The sequence below is a fragment of the Chryseobacterium sp. CH25 genome (assembly GCF_004119455.1).
Lineage (GTDB): Bacteria > Bacteroidota > Bacteroidia > Flavobacteriales > Weeksellaceae > Chryseobacterium.
The window spans coordinates 52,714-73,169 of the sequence record NZ_NRQT01000013.1; the positions used below are offsets into that span (position 1 = coordinate 52,714).

The window sequence follows — 20,456 nt, forward strand, 5'->3', positions numbered from 1 at the left end:
CGTATTTTTACGGGTTGTATACTAATGAAAAAATAAATAAAGTAAAATCAGATTATAATACATAAAAAAACGGAGAAAATTCTCCGTTTATATTTAAATACATCCCCATTTTTTGGATCTCTGCAAATCATTCCTGATGTACAGCATAGACCTGTGGGACAGTTCCAGTTTTCATCACATTCAATTAATGGAGGAAGGATTCCGCCATCGATTTTCTTTAATTCAGTTCTTTTTAACTTTTTCATACTGATTTTGTTTAAGTTATTAATTTGTTTGAAAGATAAATTTAATAATATTTCACATTAAAAAGATATAAATTAAGAAAATGTTTATAACTCATTCTATATTGGTTATTATTCTGATGCATGCGGATGAACGTTGCTGTTATCAAAATCTGTCTTTACACAAAAAATGAGTGCCGCAGATTTCTCTACAGCACTCATCTACAAAAATTAATGTATATGAAAAAAACTACTTTCTTTTTATTGTTCAGTAGGTCTGAATACTAACCCTGTTTCTACAAAATAATCCAGGGTAATTCTATCACCGTCATTTACTTTCCCTGCAAGAATTTCTTTAGATAATTTATTCAATACTTCCTGCTGAATGACTCTTTTTAGAGGTCTGGCCCCAAATGCAGGGTCATACCCTTTGTTCATCAGATAATCTACGGCATCCTGAGTGAAAGTCATGATGATGTTACGTTTTGCTAACATCTCATTGAATCCTCTCAATTGATACTGAACGATTTTTCCAATTTCTTTCTTTTTTAAAGGTTGGAACAATACGATCTCATCAATTCTGTTCAGGAATTCAGGACGTAAAGTTTGTTTTAATAAATCAAAAACTTCATCTTTCGTTTTATCCACAATTTCATCCTGATTCTCTTCTGTTAAATTTTCAAAATTTTCCTGAATAAGATGCGAACCTAAATTCGAGGTCATAATGATGATTGAATTTTTGAAATTCACCACACGGCCTTTGTTGTCAGTCAGTCGCCCATCATCTAAAACCTGTAGCAGGGTGTTGAAAACATCCGGGTGAGCTTTTTCAATTTCATCCAGAAGAACAACAGAATAAGGTCTTCTTCTAACTGCTTCAGTCAATTGTCCACCCTCATCATATCCAACATATCCCGGAGGAGCACCTACCAATCTTGAAACACTGTGACGTTCCTGATATTCACTCATATCAATTCTGGTCATGTTATTTTCATCATCAAACAAGAACTCTGCCAATGCTTTCGCAAGCTCAGTTTTACCTACACCAGTTGTTCCTAAGAATAAGAATGATCCGATCGGTTTTTTATCATCACTCAATCCGGCTCTGTTTCTTCTGATAGCGTCAGCAACAGCTTCAATCGCTTCATCTTGGCCTACTACTCTGTGATGGAGTTCTGATTCGAGATTCAATAGCTTATCTCTTTCGGATTGTAATAATTTGGTAACAGGAATACCTGTCCATTTTGCAATCACTTCAGAAATATTTTCAGAAGTTACTTCCTCTTTGATAAGCTCATTCTGGTGATTCTGCATTTCCAGTTCAACTTTGGCAAGCTCATCTTCTTTTTCACGAAGTTTTCCGTATTGGATTTCCGCTACTTTAGCATAATCTCCGGCTCTGGAAGCTCTTTCAGCTTCTAATTTCAGAGATTCAATATCTTTTTTGATCTGGGTAAGATCTTCACTTTTCTGTTTTTCTTTCAGCCATTTGGCATTGATTTCATTTCTCTGTTCAGAAATTTTTGAAATGTCTTCTTTTAAATGATCAATTTTAGTTTGATTGCCCTCTCTTGAAATAGCAGCCAATTCAATTTCCAGCTGCATTAATTTTCTGTCTAACACATCCAGTTCTTCCGGTTTGGAATTGATTTCCATTCTCAGTTTTGCAGATGCTTCATCAATAAGGTCAATCGCTTTATCCGGTAAAAATCGGTCTGAAATATATCTTTGAGACATTTCCACAGCCGCAATAATTGCTTCGTCTTTGATTCTTACTTTGTGGTGAGCTTCATATTTATCTTTAATTCCACGAAGGATAGAAATTGCAGATTCGGTATCCGGTTCTTCAACCATTACTTTCTGGAAACGTCTTTCCAACGCTTTGTCTTTTTCAAAATACTTTTGGTATTCATTTAAAGTGGTTGCTCCAATCGCTCTCAGTTCACCTCTTGCAAGGGCTGGTTTCAATATGTTGGCAGCATCCATCGCTCCTTCACCACCACCAGCACCTACTAATGTGTGGATCTCATCAATGAAAAGAATGATCTGTCCATCAGATTTACTGACTTCATTCACTACGGATTTCAGACGCTCTTCAAATTCACCTTTGTATTTGGCTCCGGCGATCAAAGCTCCCATATCCAATGAATATAATGTTTTATCCACTAGGTTTTCAGGAACGTCACCACTGATGATTCTGTGAGCAATTCCTTCAGCAATAGCTGTTTTACCTACACCCGGTTCTCCAATAAGGATAGGGTTGTTTTTGGTTCTTCTGGAAAGGATCTGTAATACTCTTCTGATCTCTTCATCACGCCCAATTACCGGATCCAGTTTGCCTTCTGCTGCTAACTCGTTAAAGTTTTTAGCATATTTATTTAAAGACTGATAAGTCTCTTCTGAACTTGCAGAAGTTGCTTTACTTCCTTTTCTTAATTCTTTGATGGCTCCTTCCAGTAACTTTTTGGTTACTCCCATATCTTTCAGCATTTGAGAAACTTCAGAGCTGGTTTCTATCAGAGATAACCATAAATGTTCAATTGTTACATATTCATCACCCATTTTTTTAGCGATGTTGGGTGCATCCAGCAATACTTTATTTGCTGATTGTGATAGATAGATATTTCCGCCCTGTACTTTAGGAAGCTTTTCTAAATTCTCACGGTTTCGCTCTCTAACTAAATTAGCATCTGCTTCAGATTTCTTTAATAGGAAAGGCGATATATTTTCATCTACCTGGAAGATTCCTTCAAGGAGATGTTGAGGTTCTATTTGTTGGTTGCCAAACTCCATAGCAACCTGTTGTGCTGCCTGGATGGCTTCTTGTGATTTTACAGTATATTGGTTTAAGTTCATATTTTCTATATTTTTGGTAATGATTCGTTTAAAGTTTAGTTTTAAAAAACATCAAGAAACTAAATTTTCAGGCTTAGTTTCTTAATGCCTATCAATTATTTAATCATGTAATCGATGACTGTATCGCAAAAACTGTTCAATTATTAAATTTACAAAAAATATGGACAAAATTTCCGGATTATGTATTTTTAACGATAATTTAACTTGACAAAATTTCCGATTCTTTAAAATTTTCTCTGAAATTGATGAACATTCCGTCAGTCACCAACTTTAAAGTGATGAAGAGAGATTTGAAAATGAATGAATTTGATTCTTAGAACTGCTCAATTTATTTCAGAATAACTACTTTTGCATTTTTACAGATGGAACTTAAAGAAAAACAAAGGAGAATATTAGACGTAGCCGTAGAACTTTTCAAAGAGAAAGGGTATATGGGAAGCTCGGTAAGGGATCTTGCTACGAAGCTAAATATCAAAGCCGCATCATTATATGCACATATCCGTTCGAAGGAAGAAATTCTGGAATGGGTTTGCTTTGGTATTGCACAGGAGTTTTTCGATGAGCTTCAGGAAGTAAAAAATACAGATATCGCTCCAAGAGAAAAGCTGAATTTATTTTTGGATAAACACTTATCCGTTGTTCTTAAAAATCGGGATGTTACCCATATTTATTCCATAGAATGGAGACATCTGGAGGAAAGACTTCCTGAATTTATAGAGCTGAGAAAAAGTTATCAACAGGAAGTGGAAGAACTTATTTCAGAAATATATAAAGCAGAAAACTGGGAGCTTAAATCACCATCGTTCACTACAAGGTTTATTCTTCATACCTTAAACAATTCTTATTTCTGGTTTAAAAGAAGTAGTGATTCTACCGATGAAATTACTGATGAAATAAGGGATAAGATTCTTTATGGACTTCTAGGAAATCCAAAATAAATCTTATGTTCTTTGTCATTGACTATGACGAATCTTCGATTTCTGACGAAGGGAGAATCTCATATTTTCTATTATTTATTTTCTTTATTTAGATTCCACGCTACACTTTGTTCCGCTCTGAATGACATCATTGTACACTATGAATAATTAATTTTATCTTGACTTTTGTATACTTTTAAGCTATATTTTTGCCTTTATTTAAAGGTTGAAAACTTTTGTGATTTCTGATTATTCCCTTGTAGTCTGGATTAATTATTTAGAATCATTCAAAATATGACGAAAATCATAAAAATTTTGTCATATTCCAAAATCTTGTTAAATTTACACCTAACAAATGTTAGTTAGTTTTATGGATTTTTCAGTTGAATATCTGGAGCTGGGTCAATTGAGACAGCTTCAATCCGACCGGTTAGTAAATCTCATGGGTTATCTGAACGGGAAATCGGAATTTTATAAAAGAAAGTTTGATGAATTGCAAATATCTCCACAGGATATAAGGACCATTGAGGATATTACGAAACTTCCAATTACTTACAAACAGGATTTAAGAGACAATTACCCATTCGGATTGTTTACCGTTCCTAAAGCTGAACTTCAGAGAATTCACTGTTCAAGCGGAACTACAGGAAAACCAACGGTGGTGGGATATACCAAAGAAGATGTAGATCTTTTCAGCGAAGTAGTGGCAAGATCACTCAATGCAGCTGGAGCAAAACCGGGAATGCAGTTACATAATGCTTATGGTTATGGGATTTTTACCGGTGGATTAGGACTTCATTATGGTGCAGAAATGCTGGGAATGAGTGTTCTTCCTATTTCAGGAGGAATGACTGCCAGACAGGTAGATCTTATTATAGATTTTAAACCGGAAGTGATTTGCTGCTCTCCATCTTATGCTTTAACCATTGCAGATGAATTTGCTAAAAGGGGAATTTCTGCCGATGAAATCAGTCTTAAGTACGCTGTACTGGGATCTGAGCCATGGACAGAAATTATCAGAGGGCATATTGAAGAAAAACTAGGTGTTCATGCTACCAATATTTATGGTTTAAGCGAAATAATCGGTCCTGGAGTTTCCATGGAGGATTTTGAGGAAAAAGGAGGCTCTTACATTTGGGAAGATCATTTTTATCCTGAAATTTTGGACCCGATTACAAAAGAACCGGTTCCTTTCGGAGAAGAAGGCGTGTTGGTAATTACAACTTTAACAAAAAAAGCAATGCCGCTTCTGCGCTACTGGACCAATGATATTACCAGCCTTTATTACGATGAAAATGCCAAAAGAACTATGGTGAAGATGAAACCTATTGTTGGCAGAGCAGATGATATGCTGATCGTAAGAGGAGTAAATGTATACCCAAGCCAGATTGAAGATGCATTTTCTCATGTAAAAGGAGTAGTTCCCAATTATTATCTGACGCCCGTTGAAAAAGAGCAGATGTGTGTAGCTTTGGATATTGATGTTGAAATTGATGATGAATTGGTAAAGTCTCAAAAAATAGAAGCAGATACCGATGATTATTTTAATTTTGTCGGCAGCTTCGGAAAAAATATTGAAAACGAAATAAAAAAGAGAGTAGGCATCACAACAAAAGTGAAAGTGCATGCTCAGGACAGTTTGCCGAAGTGCGAAGGTGGAAAAATTAATAGAATACTAAAAAAATAATGAATTCATTTTATAAACTTAAAACTGTAAAGGTTCAGAAGGATACTTCAGACGCTGTGAATGTAGCGGTGGAAATTCCTGAAGAACTGAAAGACAAGTTCAGGTTCAAACAAGGACAGTACCTTAATTTCCGAATGATCATTAACGGAAATGAGGAAAGACGTTCTTATTCTATCTGTAATGCTCCAAGTGAAAAAAGCAATACATTAGAAGTTTTAGTGAAATTGCTTGAAAACGGAAAAGTATCAGGATATTTCAATGAGCATCTTCATATGGATGAAATGCTGGAAGTAATGCCACCAATGGGAGGTTTCAACACTTCTTATCACCCAACCAATGTGAAAACATATGTTGGTTTGGCTGCTGGAAGCGGAATTACACCGGTTTTATCCAATATCAAAGAAAGTCTGTATCAGGAACCAAACAGTAATGCTTATTTGTTCTACAGTAACAGAAGCATGAATCACATTTTAAGAAAAGCTGAAATTGATAAGTTAGTAGAACAGTTCAATGGAAGATTTAAAGTAATTTATCTGGTAAGTCGTGAAAAACACGAAGATCCTGTTTTTGAAGGAAGAATTTCTCCTGAAAAGCTAGATCAGTTGTTTGAAAGGTATACAGATATCGATGTAAAAGAATCCACTTATTTTATCTGTGGTCCTTCAGAAATGATTAAAGGCATTGCAGATTATTTGAAAAAAGATAAAAAGGTACCTGCCATTCAGGTTTTATTTGAATATTTCACGGCTCCTGACGAAGAAAATACGGAGGAAATGAGTGATGAATTCAAAGCGATTGCCAATATTGAAAGTATGGTAACGGTGATTATTGATGATGATGAATATTCATTCCACCTTAATTCCAAAAAAGAGAGTATCTTAGATAAAGCATTGAAAGACAATCTTCCTGTACCTTTTGCGTGTAAAGGAGGAGTATGTTGTACGTGTAAAGCGGAGGTTTTAGAAGGAGAAGTTTTCATGGAGAAAAACTACGCACTTACCGAAGACGAAGTAGCCAGAGGTTACGTTCTTACCTGTCAATGTCACCCGACAACGAATGTGGTGATGCTTAATTATGATGTTTAATTCAATTTGAAAATCTACTAATTTGGAAATTTGAAAATGGGTAATCGTTTATTCTCAGTTTCTCTAAATAATTTTCAAATTAACTAATTTTCAAATTCTCAAATTAAAAGATTATGGACTTAGAAAAATTTGTTCAATACGTTCACGAAGAAAATAAAGTAGAGCCTAAAGATGTAATGCCAGATGATTACAGAAAACTTTTGGTTCGTCAGATCTCACAGCACGCGCATTCTGAAATTGTAGGAATGTTGCCGGAAGCTAACTGGATTTCCAGAGCGCCTTCATTAAGAAGAAAAATGGCACTTTTAGCTAAAGTTCAGGATGAGGCAGGGCATGGCTTATACCTTTATTCTGCAACAGAAACTTTAGGAGACGGAAGTATTAGAGCAGACAGAGATGCTACTTATGATGATATGTTGGAAGGAAAAGCAAAATACTCAAGCATCTTCAATTATCCAACATTAAGCTGGGCTGATATCGGTGCCATTGGTTGGTTAGTGGATGGAGCTGCAATTATGAACCAGGTTATGCTGATGGGGAATTCTTATGGACCTTATTCAAGAGCAATGGTAAAGATCTGTAAAGAAGAATCTTTTCACCAAAGACAAGGCTATGAGATTTTGATGGCTCTTTGCCGTGGTACAAAACAACAAAAAGAAATGGCACAGGCTTCATTAAACCGTTTCTGGTGGCCGGCTCTGATGATGTTCGGACCTAATGATGACAGCTCACCAAACTCTAAAATCTCTATGAATTACAGAGTAAAAAGAGAAAGTAATGACAGTCTTCGTCAGAGATTCATTGACGTTACTGTTTCTCAGGCTGAATTCTTAGGATTAACCATTCCGGATAAAGATCTGAAATGGAATGAGGAAAGACAGCATTATGATTTCGGAGAACTTCCTTGGGATGAATTCATGGAAATTTTAAAAGGAAACGGACCTTGCAATAAGAAGCGTATCGAAACCAAGAGAAAAGCTCAGAGAGAAAACTCTTGGGTAAAAGAAGCAGCGATAGCTTTTGCAGAGAAACAACAAAAAGAAGTTATATAATTTGAAAATGTACCAATTTGAAAATTTGAAAATGAAATTAACAACGTTAATAATTCTCAAATTTTCAATTAAGGTGATCAATCAATTTTCAAATTAACCAATTTTCAAATTTTCAAATTAATTATGGCAAATTTAGATATGTGGGAAGTGTTTATTCAGACTAAACCGGGGTTATCTCACAAACACGTTGGAATAGTACAGGCGCCAACAGCAGAAATGGCTTTACAGAACGCAAGAGACGTTTATACAAGAAGAAAAGAAGGAACTTCTGTTTGGGTGGTTCCAAGCAAATATATTGTAACTTCGGAAGGAGTGGATAAAGAAGCATTCTTTGATCCGGCTGATGATAAACTATATCGTCACCCAACTTTCTACGAAATTCCAAACGATGTAAAAAATATGTAATAAGACTTGAAGGTAATAGACGAATAGATAAAAGACTTTAAGGTTTGCCTATCTATTTTCTATCCGTCTATTATCTATTGGTCTTCAAATCTATTAAACAATGAACCCATTATATAATTATTTATTAAAACTAGCAGACGACAGTTTCATTATGGGACAACGTTTGTCTGCATGGTGCGGTGAAGGTCCTTATTTAGAGGAAGATATTGCATTAACGAATATCGCTTTGGATGAACTTGGCCAGGCTAATAACTTTTATGTGTATGCTTCAAGAGTTATTGACAATGGTAAAAATGAAGATGATATAGCCTTCTTGAGATACGAACACGAATATGTAAACGCACACTGGACAGAACTTCCCAATGAAGATTATGCTCAGACCATTCTAAAAGTTTATGTTTTCTCAGTGTATCAAAAACTGATGTATGAAGCATTATCAAATTCTGCTAATGAAGAATTAGCAGCTATTGCTCAAAAATCATTAAAAGAAGTAAGATATCACTATACTCACACTGCATCCTGGATGAAAATTTTTGCTCAGGGAACAGAAGAAAGTCGTACTCGTGTAGAGAATGCGATCGAAAATATCTGGGAATATACAAAAGGTCTGTTTGCTAAATCAGAAGGTGAAGATGATTTGGTAGCTTTGAATATTGCTCCGAATACAGATGTTCTTTATGAAGAGTTTATTTCAGTTACACAGAAAGATTTTGCAGGTTTTGGATTAGAATATCCAACAAATCCTTTCATGCAGCCAAAATCAAGAACAGGATACCATACAGAGTACTTCGGATTTATTCTTTGTGAGCTTCAGTATATGCAGAGAGCGTATCCTGGGTGTACCTGGTAATAAACCATGAAAAAGTTGCTTCTGGGAATATTTGCTTTTTTTCTTACAATATATGTGATATTATGTGTAAGTATTTATTTCTATCAGGAAAAAATTATCTTTTATCCTGAAAAGTTGCCAGCAGACTACAAGTTTAGTTTTGTTGAGGATTTTGAAGAAATAGCAATCCAAACACAAGATAAAAAGTATTTGAGTTCAGTTTTATTTAAAGCTCAAGATTCTAAAGGAGTTATCTTTTACCTTCATGGAAATGGGGGATCTATTAAAGACTGGGGTGAAGTGGCTCAACTGTATAAAAGTATGAATTATGATACTTTTATACTTGATTACAGAGGTTATGGAAAGAGCCAAGATGAAATTAATAGTAAAGAACAGCTTTTTTCTGATATTGAGAGTGCTTATAAAGAGCTTTTGAAAAGATATCCTGAAGACAGAATTATTATTTTAGGATATTCTGTAGGAACAGGATTAGCAGCGAAATTAGCATCTGCACACCATGCAAAAATGTTGATTTTACAAGCACCTTACTATAGTATGAAAGATGAAATGAACCAGAAATTTTCATTTCTCCCTAAGTTTTTACTGAAATATAATTTTGAAACCAACGAATATTTAAAAACTGTTACATCACCTGTTATTATTTTTCATGGAGATAAAGATGAGGTTATTCATTATAAAGCTTCTTTGAAGCTGAAAAATAACTTTAAAAAAGGGGATAGCCTGATTGTATTAAAAAATCAGTATCACAACGGTATAACAGATAATTTAGACTATCAGAATTCAATGAGAATAATTCTCGATTCTGATAAAAAATAGAATATGAATCAGCTTTTAGATTTATTAAAAACAATTCCCGATCCGGAAATTCCAGTGATTGATATTGTGGAATTAGGAATTGTAAGAGATGCACAAGTTACGGGTGAAAACTCCTGTGAAGTGACAATTACTCCTACCTATTCTGCTTGTCCAGCAATGTTCACCATTGAGGAAGATATCATCAAAATGATGAAGGAAAACGGATGGGAAGCCAAAGTAGTCACCAAAATGTTTCCGATATGGACAACAGATTGGCTGACAGATGAAGCGAGAGAAAAACTTCGTGCTTTCGGAATTACGCCACCTGAAAAAGGAGCAGATGAACATCACATCGGGAAACCGAAAAAATGTCCACGTTGCGGTTCTGAGCATACCAAACAGATCAGCAGATTCGGGTCTACCTTATGTAAGGCCTCTTATCAGTGCTTAGACTGTCTGGAGCCTTTTGATTATTTTAAATGTCATTAAAATGAATGTATTAATGAATCGATGTATCAGGCTGGCTATAAAATTTACGGACTATGCAAAACATAACGATGATAGGGCTAGATTGTTAAATTGTTAGACGCTTACATTGATTTATATTGTTAAATTAGTGCATTGTTAAAAATAAAATATAAAAAACTATGTATACACAACTGGATATTGAATCGCATTTTGACGGGAAGCTTAAAATTGCCTATCTGAATCAACCTGAAACGATGAACGCGCTTACTAAGCCGTCCTTAAAAGATCTGAAAGATTTTATTAAAGAATGCAGTGAGGATGAAAACGTAAGATGCGTTGCTATTTCAGGAAGAGGAAGAGCTTTTTGTTCCGGTCAAAACCTTGAGGAAGCTTTTGCAGTAGGTAAAGAGCACCACGATCAGGATATCATCAGAAAAATTGTGGTAGACTATTATAATCCGTTGGTAATGGAGGTTACCCGTTGTAAAAAGCCGGTTATTGCATTAGTAAACGGTCCTGCTGTAGGAGCTGGTGCTATGCTGGCACTAATCTGTGATTTTGTATTAGCTAACAACAAGGCGTATTTCGCTCAGGCGTTTTCAAATATCGGATTGATTCCTGATACCGGAGGAACTTATTTCTTACCGAAGCTTTTAGGTAGACAATTGGCTAACTATTTAGCGTTCACAGGTAAAAAATTATCTGCTGAAGAATCTAAAACTCATGGTCTTGTGGCTGAGGTTTTCACTGAAGAAGAATTCGGACCAAAATCAATGGAAATTCTTGAAAGAATGGCTAATATGCCAACTGCAGCTATTAAATTAACGAAGAAAGCTTTTGCTAATTCTTATACCAATACTTTAAAAGAACAGTTGGAACTGGAAGGCGACCTGCAACAGGAAGCAGCAGAAACAGAAGACTTCATAGAAGGTGTAAATGCCTTTTTACAGAAAAGAAAACCTAATTATAAAGGAAAATAAATCAATTTGAGAATGGGTTAATTTGAAAATTTGAAAATGAGAAATGACAAGGAAAATATTATTGTAAATAAAACATTTGATTTTGCATTAAACATTATTGAATTTTCAGAAGGACTATATAGGATTAATAAATTTTCACTGGCAAATCAGATTTTTAAATCAGGAACATCCATTGGAGCGAATGTAAAGGAAGCTCAGAATGCTGAAAGTAAAGCAGACTTTATTCATAAAATAAAAATTGCAGCTAAAGAAGCAGATGAAACTGAGTATTGGCTCTTATTATGTTTAAAGTCTCAACATTTGAATTCGCCCGAAGAAAAATTACTTTTAGATTTAAAAGAAATAGTATTAATTCTGTCTAAAATTATTTCAACGTCAAAAATTAAATAATTTTCAAATTAACTCATTCTCAAATTTTCAAATTAAAACTATGAATATTGGAATTATTGGGGCAGGAACCATGGGTGTTGGAATTGCTCAGGTAGCTGCAACAGCAGGATGCAAGGTCGTATTATTCGATGCTAATGCTCCACAAATAGATAAAGCACTTACAGGTTTAGAGAAAACCCTTCAGAAATTAGCTGAAAAAGGAAAAATTTCTCAGGAAAAAGCTACAGAGATCAGAAACAATATCGTTAAAGGTGAAACCTTACAGGATCTAAAAGATTCGAATTTGGTTATTGAAGCGATCATTGAAAACAAAGATATCAAAACCAAAGTTTTTACAGAGCTTGAAACTTATGTTTCTGAAGACTGTATTATCGGTTCCAATACATCATCCATTTCTATCACCTCTCTGGGGGCAGAACTAAAGAAACCGGAGCGTTTCATCGGAATTCACTTTTTCAATCCGGCTCCGTTGATGCCTTTAGTGGAAGTCATTCCATCCTTATTAACAGAAAAAACTTTAGCCGAAAAAATATACAACCTCATGAAAGAGTGGGGGAAAATACCTGTGATTGCTAAGGATATTCCTGGGTTTATTGTCAACAGAATTGCCCGTCCGTACTATGGTGAAGCATTAAGAATTGTTGAAGAAAATATCGCCACTCCGGAACAGGTAGATGAAGCGATGAAAACGTTAGGGAACTTCAAAATGGGACCTTTCGAATTAATGGATCTTATTGGAGTAGATGTAAATTTTGCAGTAACTACAACAGTTTACAAAGATTATTTCTACGATCCGAAATACAAACCATCTTTACTTCAGCAGAGAATGTCTGAAGCTAAACTTCACGGCAGAAAAACAGGGAAAGGCTTTTATGATTACAGTGATGGAGCTGTAAAACCGGAAGCACAGAAAGACGATGCTCTTTATCAGCAGATCTTTTTAAGAATCATTTCAATGTTGATTAATGAAGCGGTGGAAGCCAAAAGATTAGGGGTTGCTAATGATGAAGATATCGAACTAGCGATGCAGAAAGGAGTAAACTATCCAAAAGGATTATTAGGTTGGGGAAAGGAAATTGGATATTCAAAAATTTCAGAAACCCTGCAGAACCTTTACAACGAATATCAGGAAGAAAGGTACAGACAAAGTCCGTTACTACGTAAAATGTAACAATATACCAATCTAACAATGTAGCAATTGCGCTGTCATGCTGAGATTGTATAAACATCTCATTGGTAAACTGTTACATTGTTAAATTATTAGATTGAATAAATGAATATAGAAGAATTCAGAGCTGAATTAGAAACAAGGCTTGCGATTGAAAAACAGTATTTAACTCAGGAAGCATCTTCCATGGAGAGTCAGGAAAGACTTGAATTATTGGGAGAGTTTAATGAAAAATACAAGATGCTGATTAATAGGTTAGCCAATGAAAATGGGATTGATTTAAATGCAGTGTATGAAGAAGAAAACAGTTCTGGCCATTCTGATACTCATCTTACATATGAACAGGTGATTCTCGGTAAAACTATGAGTGTTTATGATAAATTATCCGATGAATTATATGAAGAAATAACAAACATATAGACATGAATCCAAGACAAGTTGCAGATTATATGTTCAATCAGGATTATTTTTCCCAATGGATGAATATCAAAATGATTGAAGTGAAAGAAAACTATTGCCTGATAGAAATGCCCATCAAAAAAGATATGATTAATGGGCTTAAAACCGTTCATGGCGGGGTAACATTTGCATTTGCAGATTCTGCACTGGCATTTTCATCCAACAATACAGGAGATGCAGCTGTTGCCTTAAACTGTATCATCAATTTTACCAAAGCAGGAAAAGAAGGTGACGTTTTCAGAGCAGAAAGCGTTTTAGTGAATAATACCAGAAAAACAGCTGTTTACGACATTAAGATTACCAACCAGAACAATGACCTGATTGCCAAATTTGTAGGCACTGTATATAAAATCGGAAAAAAAGTAACAGAATTATAAAAAAATCGAAAATTTGAAAATGGGATAATTTGAAAGTTATTGAATTCCATTAATTTTTACTTACCTGAAATTTTCAAATTCTCAAATTGCCTCATTTTCAAATTAAAATTATGAACAACGTATACATCATAGACTATGTCAGAACTCCCATCTCAAAATTACAGGGAGGATTATCAGAAGTAAGAGCAGATGATCTTGCTGCTATTGTTATCAAAGAAGTAGTAGCAAGAAACCCTGAAGTTCCTGTTGAGGAAATTGAGGACGTGATCTTCGGATGTGCCAATCAGGCAGGAGAAGATAACAGAAACGTAGCCAGAATGGGGCTTTTATTGGCTGGACTTCCTTATAAAATTGGAGGTGAAACAGTAAACCGTCTTTGTGCCTCAGGAATGTCTGCAGTAGCAAATGCTTTCCGTTCTATTGCAGCTGGTGAAGGTGAAATTTATATTGCAGGTGGAGTAGAGCATATGACGCGTTCTCCTTATGTAATGTCTAAACCTAGTGCTGCTTTCGGAAGAGACAGTCAGATGTATGATACCACTTTCGGATGGAGATTTATCAATCCGAAAATGAAAGAAATGTATGGTGTGGACGGAATGGGTGAAACTGCTGAAAACTTAGCGGATATGCACCAAATCAACAGAGAAGATCAGGATAAATTTGCCCTTTGGTCTCAGCAAAAAGCAACTAAAGCTCAGGAAAGTGGAAGATTGGCAGAAGAAATTGTAAAAGTTGAAATTCCACAGAGAAAAGGAGATCCAATTGTTTTTGAAAAGGATGAGTTTATTAAGCCAACTTCTTCCATAGAAGGATTAGGAAAACTTCGTCCGGCTTTCAGAAAAGAAGGAACAGTAACTGCAGGAAATGCTTCAGGAATGAATGATGGAGCTGCTGCATTAATTTTAGCAAGCGAAGAAGCTGTAAAAAAATACGGATTAAAACCAAAAGCTAAAATTTTAGGATCTTCTGTAGCCGGAGTAGAACCAAGAATTATGGGAATCGGGCCTGTAGAAGCTACTCAGAAGTTATTAAAGAGATTAAATTTGTCTCTGGAAGATATGGATATCATTGAACTAAACGAAGCTTTTGCAGCACAAGCTTTAGCCGTAACAAGAAGTTTAGGTTTACAGGATGATGATGCAAGAATAAATCCAAATGGTGGTGCTATTGCCATTGGTCATCCACTGGGAGTTTCTGGAGCAAGAATCATTGGTTCTGCATCTATGGAACTTCAGAAACAGGATAAAAAATACGCATTGTGCACCCTTTGTATCGGCGTAGGACAAGGCTATGCAATGATCATTGAAAAAGTATAAATCAATTTGAAAATGGAATAATTTGAGAATTTGAAAATGTTTAATGACATTATTAATTTTCAAATTACCTCATTCTCAAACTTTCAAATTAAAAAATATGAACATCTACTCATATCACGGAATCCGTCCCATCATAAAACCTTCTGCCTATATTCATCCACAGGCAGTGATTATCGGGAATGTGGAAATTGGTGAAGAAGTCTATATTGGTCCCAATGCAGTAATCCGTGGCGACTGGGGGAAAATTATCATTAAAGACGGAGCTAATGTTCAGGAAAACTGTACACTTCATGTTTTCCCGAATATTGAAACCATTTTGGAAGAATCAGCCCATATTGGGCACGGAGCGATTATTCACTCAGGACATATCGGAAAGAATTGTTTAATCGGTATGAATTCAGTCGTGATGGACAAAGCTTATATTGGTGATGAAAGTATTGTGGGAGCTTTAGCATTCGTTCCCGCTAATTTCAGATGTGAGCCCAGAAAACTGATTGTAGGAAGCCCAGCAAAAATTATCCGTGATGTTTCTGATGAAATGATTCATTGGAAAACAGAAGGAACAAAACTCTACCAGGAATTAGCCAGAGAAGGAAAAGAAGCTATTTTACCTTGTGAGCCTTTTACAGAATATGTTCAGCAGACTCCTACAAAGATTGTAGATTACAGTATTTGGGATGATGTGAAATAAATAACCATTCAAAATTAAATATGATTAAGAAAATTGCTCTTGTATGCAGTATGATGTTTGCGGTAAATTCTATGGTGTCAGCACAGACTGTTGCTACCAAACCGCTTACAATAGGAGAAGTGAGGACGATTAAGTCTAAAACACTGAATGAGGAAAGAACATTGAATATCTATCTTCCTCAAAATTTTGATAAAGCAAAAGCATACCCAATCATCTATCTTTTAGATGGAAGTATGAATGAAGATTTTATCCACGTTACAGGGTTGACACAGTTCTTTAACCAGATGTATTCCATGCCGGAAACCATAGTGGTAGGAATTGCCAATATAGACAGAAAAAGAGATTTTACTTTCCATACAGATCTGAAAGATTTACAGAAAGATTATCCTACAACAGGGCATTCAGATAAGTTTATCACCTTTTTTGAAAAAGAGCTGAAGCCTTATGTAGAAAGTCAGTTTAAAACAACAGAAAAATATCTGTTCGGGCAATCTCTTGGAGGGCTTTTGGCAACAGAGATTTTATTGAAAAAACCGGAAATGTTCAACAACTATTTCATCATCAGTCCAAGTTTATGGTGGGATGATGAAAGTCTTTTAAAGCAGGCGCCTCAATTACTTTCGAAATCCTCGGATACGAAGAAATTCGTTTATGTGTCTGTTGGAAAAGGGGAACATCCTGTGATGATAAAAGATGCAGAAAATTTTTATGATGTTTTGAAAAAAGCAGGAAAGAAAAACTGGACGGTAGAATATAAAATGATGGAAACAGACAATCATGCAACCATTCTTCACAGAAGTTTATATGAAGGGTTAGTAAAGCTGTTTCCGTATCAGGAACCAAAATAAATTATAAATATAAAAAGATACCATTGTAAAAATATAGCGGCCATTTGTCATGCTGAGCGGAGTCGAAGCATCTATTGGTAAACTGTTAGATTGATACATTGTTAAATTAAATTCTATATGGAAAAACTAAAAAACTATATCTACGGACAATGGGTAGAAGGAACCGGAGCTGGAATTCCTCTATACAATGCTGTAACAGGAGAGCAGGTAGCTATTTCTGATACGGAAGGGCTTAACTTTGAACAGGCTCTTGATTACGGTAGAACAGTGGGATACAAAAACCTTTCTTCAATGACGTTCTACGACCGTGGAGAGATGTTGAAAAAAGTGGCACTTTATCTGTTAGAAAGAAAGAAAAAATATTACGAATTATCATACAAAACAGGAGCAACACACGTTGATTCATGGGTAGATATTGAAGGAGGTTTCGGAACTTTCTTTACCTATTCAGGATTAGCAAAAAGAATGCTTCCAAACACTCCGTTTTGGGTAGATGGAGATACTCAGAAGATTTCTGCCAACGGAACTCATCTGGGTACCCATATTTTAACACCAAGTGAAGGAGTTTCTGTACAGATCAATGCTTACAACTTCCCGGTTTGGGGAATGCTGGAAAAGTTATCAACATCGTTGTTAGCAGGAGTACCATCTATTGTGAAACCATCACCTTTCGGATCTTACCTTACGAATGTAGTATTCCAGGATATGATTGAAAGTGGAGTGCTTCCTGAAGGTGCAGTACAATTAGTTTGTGGAGAACCTGGAAATATTCTGGATTATGTTCAGGATGGAGATTCTGTATTATTCACTGGGTCTGCAACAACAGGAAGAAAACTGAAATCATTACCATCTGTTGCAGGAAACGCCGTTCGTTTCAATATGGAAGCAGATTCACTGAACTGTTCAATTCTTGGATTGGAAGCAAAACCGGGAACTCCGGAATTTGATTTATTCATCAAAGAAGTTCGTAATGAAATGACCACAAAAGCAGGTCAAAAGTGTACGGCAATCAGAAGAATTATTGTTCCAGAGCATTTAATTGGTGACGTTCAGAATGCTTTATCCAAAGCTTTAGATCAAACAAAGATCGGAAATCCATTAAGCAGAGAAACAAGAATGGGATCTTTGGTGGGAAGACAGCAATACGAAGAAGTTTTAAGAAAAGTAAATATCCTAAAATCAGAAACAGAACTTGTTTATGACGGAAAACATGAGTTAGTAGATGCCAGCTATGAAAACGGAGCATTTATGAGCCCTAAATTATTCCTGAATGACAAACCTTTCGAGAAAAATATCTCTCATGATGTAGAAGCTTTCGGACCGGTATCTACATTAATGCCATACAAAGATGCTGAAGAAGCAGCTGCTTTGGCAAAAAGAGGAAAAGGGAGTTTGGTAGGATCAATCGTTTCTCACGATGAAAACTTTATTGCAGAAACGTCATGGAAAATGGCTTCTCAACATGGTAGAATCTTCGTGTTAAACAGAGATAATGCTAAAGAAAGCACAGGTCACGGTTCACCACTTCCAACATTAATGCACGGTGGACCTGGTAGAGCAGGTGGTGGTGAAGAAATGGGTGGTCTGAGCGGTCTTCATTTCTTCTTACAAAAAACAGCTATTCAGGGATCTCCGGATGTATTGAAGGCTATTACGAAGATTTATCAGCAAGGAGCAGAGAAAAAATTCTCAGATAAGCATCCTTTCCAGAAATATTTTGAAGAAGTTGAAGTTGGAGACTCTCTTGAAACAGCGGGAAGAACTGTTACGGATGCAGATATCGTAAACTTCTCAAACGTTTCATGGGATCATTTCTACGCGCATACTGATGCTACAAGTTTAACAGGAACTATTTTCGATAAAACAGTTGCTCATGGATACTTCATCCTTTCAGCAGCTGCAGGATTATTTGTTTCCGGTAAAAAAGGACCTGTAATTGCAAATTACGGGTTGGAAGAATGTAGTTTCTTTAAGCCTGTATATGCTGGTGATACTATTACGGTTTATTTAACAGCAAAAGAAAAGATCAACAGAGGAGTAAAAGGAAGAAATATCCCATCTGGAGTGGTAAAATGGCTGGTTGAGGTAATCAACCAGAGAGATGAGGTAGTTTGTGTAGCTACAATCTTAACGTTGGTGGCAAAACAATCCCCTTTTATTGATCTGAATGTGAAAAATGTTCAAAAAATATTAGGCGGATTAACGGAAAGTACACCTGCTACCTGGGGTAAAATGTCTCCACAGCAAATGATTGAACACTTAGAGCAAGGAGTGTTGGTAAGTTTAGGAGAACCTGAAGCAGAGAAATGTTTCACTCCTGAAGAACATCTTGAAAAATGGCAGGATTCTCTTTACAATCACAGAGCAATGCCAAAAGACTTTACAGCTCCATTCCTACCACAGGATGGTTCACTTCCGGAACTTACCCATAAAAATCTGGAAGCAGCAAAACAGTCATTCATTGATAACCTGAAACGATTTGTAGTGTATTACAAAGAAAATCCACAGGCAGAACACATGAATTTTGTATTCGGAAAACTGAATAAAGAGATGTGGGAACTGATGCATAAGAAACACTTTACCCATCATTTTGAACAGTTTGGATTGATTTAATTCAAAATAAGAAATATCATAAAGCAGCATTTTAGAAATAATTTGCTGCTTTTTATTTGATTATAAGGAAACTTTCATTATATCAGTTTGTTATGAGGTTTTTAATTAAAAATGATTAACTTTAATAGGCGAAATCCGAAAAGCATATAGAGTAGGAGAGAATATCAAAAACTAATTACTATGAAAAACTTAAAAAGACTTTCAAGAAGTGAATTGAGATCTCTTAAAGGAGCCGGTCCAATATGGAATTGTACTCCTCATTCTTGTCCAAGGGGAACATGTTGTATTCCTGGAAGATGGCCAGACATATTAGGAGCCTGTGTTATATGTGCAGATTCTTAGTGTAATCAATTTTAAAATTAAATAATATAACAATCAGCAAGTCATCATCACGGCTTGCTGGTTTATTTTATAATCTTTTGTTAAAATCATAGCCTTGTTTGATGAGACGGTATTTATTCATTATTTTCAGGGTTAAAATCAATTCAAAAAATAATCATGAACGAAAGTTGGATGCAAAAATGGGAAGAGATAAAAGATAAACTGGTATCTCCTGTAGATATTGAGACCTATTTTACCTCAGATGAAATTATGGAGCAGAAGATGGAAACAATGGGAATAGGAAATGTTTCGTTACCATCAGGAAAAGTTGTGGTAAGAGATCCTCTGGTGTATCTGAATCAGAAGGAGCAGCCTTTCTTTGTTGAGATTCCAAAAGGAAACTTTCCTGTAACCATTGCTGTAGCAAAATTGGAAGGTTGGGGAGATCGATATGCTGCTGCAAAAGTAGAGTTTACCAAAGAAAAGCCGGTTCTTTACAGGGAAGCCTTAATTGGAATTGAAAATATTGATGATGCTAATGAAGATGCTTTTTTTGGATTTAATGTAGATGCTGGTTTAGCCTGTATCACCGATCCTGAAGTGGTTCCTCATGTGGATAAGTTTCTTGAAGAGCTGGATGTAGAGAATATTTATGACGATTATTTTGCAGCCCTGTTTGCAAAAAGCTATCAAGAAAGTCCTAAAAACCAAAGAGATCTGGGAGACTGGATTAACTGGACGGTTCCTGGTACAGAATATCAGATTCCAATATTTGCAAGCGGATTAGGAGACGGAGTGTATCCGGTTTATTTTGCTTATGACCAGAATGATCAATTATGTGGATTATATATTCATTTTATTGATATTGAATTAGAATTGTCAGAATATGACGAAGAAGAAGAGGATGAAGATGATGAACCTTCAGGGCCATCAGATAATTTCGTTTTTCTGAGATAA

The 20,456-nt window shown here is 35.6% G+C and carries 21 protein-coding genes; 19 read left to right on the forward strand and 2 right to left on the reverse strand.

Annotation, left to right across the window (positions count from 1 at the left end; genetic code table 11):
* Positions 1 to 47: 47 nt before the first annotated feature.
* Together BOQ64_RS21265 and clpB are read right to left on the reverse strand one after the other, a co-directional pair.
* Positions 48 to 245, reverse strand: coding sequence for a hypothetical protein (locus BOQ64_RS21265; protein WP_129059844.1), 198 nt, complete (start codon positions 243 to 245; stop codon positions 48 to 50).
* Between the two features lie 237 nt (positions 246 to 482).
* A complete protein-coding gene (clpB, locus tag BOQ64_RS21270; protein WP_129059244.1) occupies positions 483 to 3,077 on the reverse strand; it encodes an ATP-dependent chaperone ClpB in 2,595 nt (864 codons plus the stop codon).
* 362 nt (positions 3,078 to 3,439) lie between these two features.
* Between clpB and BOQ64_RS21275 the strand changes: the two genes are divergently transcribed.
* The 19 genes from BOQ64_RS21275 (at position 3,440) to BOQ64_RS21360 (ending at position 20,456) form a co-directional block, all read left to right on the forward strand.
* Positions 3,440 to 4,015: a TetR/AcrR family transcriptional regulator gene (locus BOQ64_RS21275; protein WP_129059245.1), complete on the forward strand. Its 576-nt coding sequence runs from the start codon at positions 3,440 to 3,442 to the stop codon at positions 4,013 to 4,015.
* Positions 4,016 to 4,364: 349 nt separating this feature from the next.
* Positions 4,365 to 5,681 carry a phenylacetate--CoA ligase family protein gene (locus BOQ64_RS21280; protein WP_129059246.1) on the forward strand — a complete coding sequence of 439 codons (1,317 nt, stop codon included), beginning with the start codon at positions 4,365 to 4,367 and terminating at the stop codon, positions 5,679 to 5,681.
* Entirely contained in the window at positions 5,681 to 6,766 is a 1,086-nt protein-coding gene (locus BOQ64_RS21285; protein ID WP_129059247.1) for a 2Fe-2S iron-sulfur cluster-binding protein, read from the forward strand. Before BOQ64_RS21280 ends, BOQ64_RS21285 begins: the two co-directional genes overlap by 1 nt.
* A 113-nt stretch (positions 6,767 to 6,879) precedes the next feature.
* Positions 6,880 to 7,818 (forward strand): 1,2-phenylacetyl-CoA epoxidase subunit PaaA, encoded by a 939-nt coding sequence (gene paaA, locus BOQ64_RS21290; protein WP_065393409.1) that lies wholly within the window; start codon positions 6,880 to 6,882, stop codon positions 7,816 to 7,818.
* 123 nt (positions 7,819 to 7,941) lie between these two features.
* Positions 7,942 to 8,223, forward strand: coding sequence for a 1,2-phenylacetyl-CoA epoxidase subunit PaaB (paaB, locus tag BOQ64_RS21295; protein WP_002981782.1), 282 nt, complete (start codon positions 7,942 to 7,944; stop codon positions 8,221 to 8,223).
* Between the two features lie 100 nt (positions 8,224 to 8,323).
* Positions 8,324 to 9,073 carry a 1,2-phenylacetyl-CoA epoxidase subunit PaaC gene (gene paaC, locus BOQ64_RS21300; protein WP_129059248.1) on the forward strand — a complete coding sequence of 250 codons (750 nt, stop codon included), beginning with the start codon at positions 8,324 to 8,326 and terminating at the stop codon, positions 9,071 to 9,073.
* Between the two features lie 6 nt (positions 9,074 to 9,079).
* Complete coding sequence (locus BOQ64_RS21305) at positions 9,080 to 9,889, forward strand: alpha/beta hydrolase (RefSeq protein WP_129059249.1); 810 nt, start codon at positions 9,080 to 9,082, stop codon at positions 9,887 to 9,889.
* A gap of 3 nt (positions 9,890 to 9,892) precedes the next feature.
* Positions 9,893 to 10,357 carry a 1,2-phenylacetyl-CoA epoxidase subunit PaaD gene (gene paaD / locus BOQ64_RS21310; protein WP_129059250.1) on the forward strand — a complete coding sequence of 155 codons (465 nt, stop codon included), beginning with the start codon at positions 9,893 to 9,895 and terminating at the stop codon, positions 10,355 to 10,357.
* Positions 10,358 to 10,515: 158 nt separating this feature from the next.
* Positions 10,516 to 11,316: an enoyl-CoA hydratase/isomerase family protein gene (locus BOQ64_RS21315; RefSeq protein WP_129059251.1), complete on the forward strand. Its 801-nt coding sequence runs from the start codon at positions 10,516 to 10,518 to the stop codon at positions 11,314 to 11,316.
* Between the two features lie 36 nt (positions 11,317 to 11,352).
* A complete protein-coding gene (locus BOQ64_RS21320) occupies positions 11,353 to 11,706 on the forward strand; it encodes a four helix bundle protein (protein WP_129059252.1) in 354 nt (117 codons plus the stop codon).
* 40 nt (positions 11,707 to 11,746) lie between these two features.
* Entirely contained in the window at positions 11,747 to 12,877 is a 1,131-nt protein-coding gene (locus BOQ64_RS21325) for a 3-hydroxyacyl-CoA dehydrogenase NAD-binding domain-containing protein (RefSeq protein WP_129059253.1), read from the forward strand.
* 102 nt (positions 12,878 to 12,979) lie between these two features.
* Complete coding sequence (locus BOQ64_RS21330; protein WP_129059254.1) at positions 12,980 to 13,294, forward strand: hypothetical protein; 315 nt, start codon at positions 12,980 to 12,982, stop codon at positions 13,292 to 13,294.
* 2 nt (positions 13,295 to 13,296) lie between these two features.
* Complete coding sequence (locus BOQ64_RS21335; RefSeq protein WP_129059255.1) at positions 13,297 to 13,710, forward strand: PaaI family thioesterase; 414 nt, start codon at positions 13,297 to 13,299, stop codon at positions 13,708 to 13,710.
* Positions 13,711 to 13,820: 110 nt separating this feature from the next.
* Positions 13,821 to 15,026, forward strand: coding sequence for a 3-oxoadipyl-CoA thiolase (gene pcaF / locus BOQ64_RS21340; RefSeq protein WP_129059256.1), 1,206 nt, complete (start codon positions 13,821 to 13,823; stop codon positions 15,024 to 15,026).
* Positions 15,027 to 15,123: 97 nt separating this feature from the next.
* Positions 15,124 to 15,717 carry a transferase hexapeptide repeat family protein gene (locus BOQ64_RS21345; protein WP_129059257.1) on the forward strand — a complete coding sequence of 198 codons (594 nt, stop codon included), beginning with the start codon at positions 15,124 to 15,126 and terminating at the stop codon, positions 15,715 to 15,717.
* Positions 15,718 to 15,737: 20 nt separating this feature from the next.
* Positions 15,738 to 16,565, forward strand: a complete 828-nt coding sequence (locus BOQ64_RS21350; protein WP_129059258.1) for an alpha/beta hydrolase — start codon at positions 15,738 to 15,740, stop codon at positions 16,563 to 16,565.
* 117 nt (positions 16,566 to 16,682) lie between these two features.
* Complete coding sequence (paaZ, locus tag BOQ64_RS21355) at positions 16,683 to 19,178, forward strand: phenylacetic acid degradation bifunctional protein PaaZ (protein WP_129059259.1); 2,496 nt, start codon at positions 16,683 to 16,685, stop codon at positions 19,176 to 19,178.
* 180 nt (positions 19,179 to 19,358) lie between these two features.
* Positions 19,359 to 19,520 carry a bacteriocin-like protein gene (locus BOQ64_RS24970; protein ID WP_410494489.1) on the forward strand — a complete coding sequence of 54 codons (162 nt, stop codon included), beginning with the start codon at positions 19,359 to 19,361 and terminating at the stop codon, positions 19,518 to 19,520.
* A 156-nt stretch (positions 19,521 to 19,676) separates the two neighbouring features.
* A complete protein-coding gene (locus tag BOQ64_RS21360; RefSeq protein WP_129059846.1) occupies positions 19,677 to 20,456 on the forward strand; it encodes a DUF4241 domain-containing protein in 780 nt (259 codons plus the stop codon).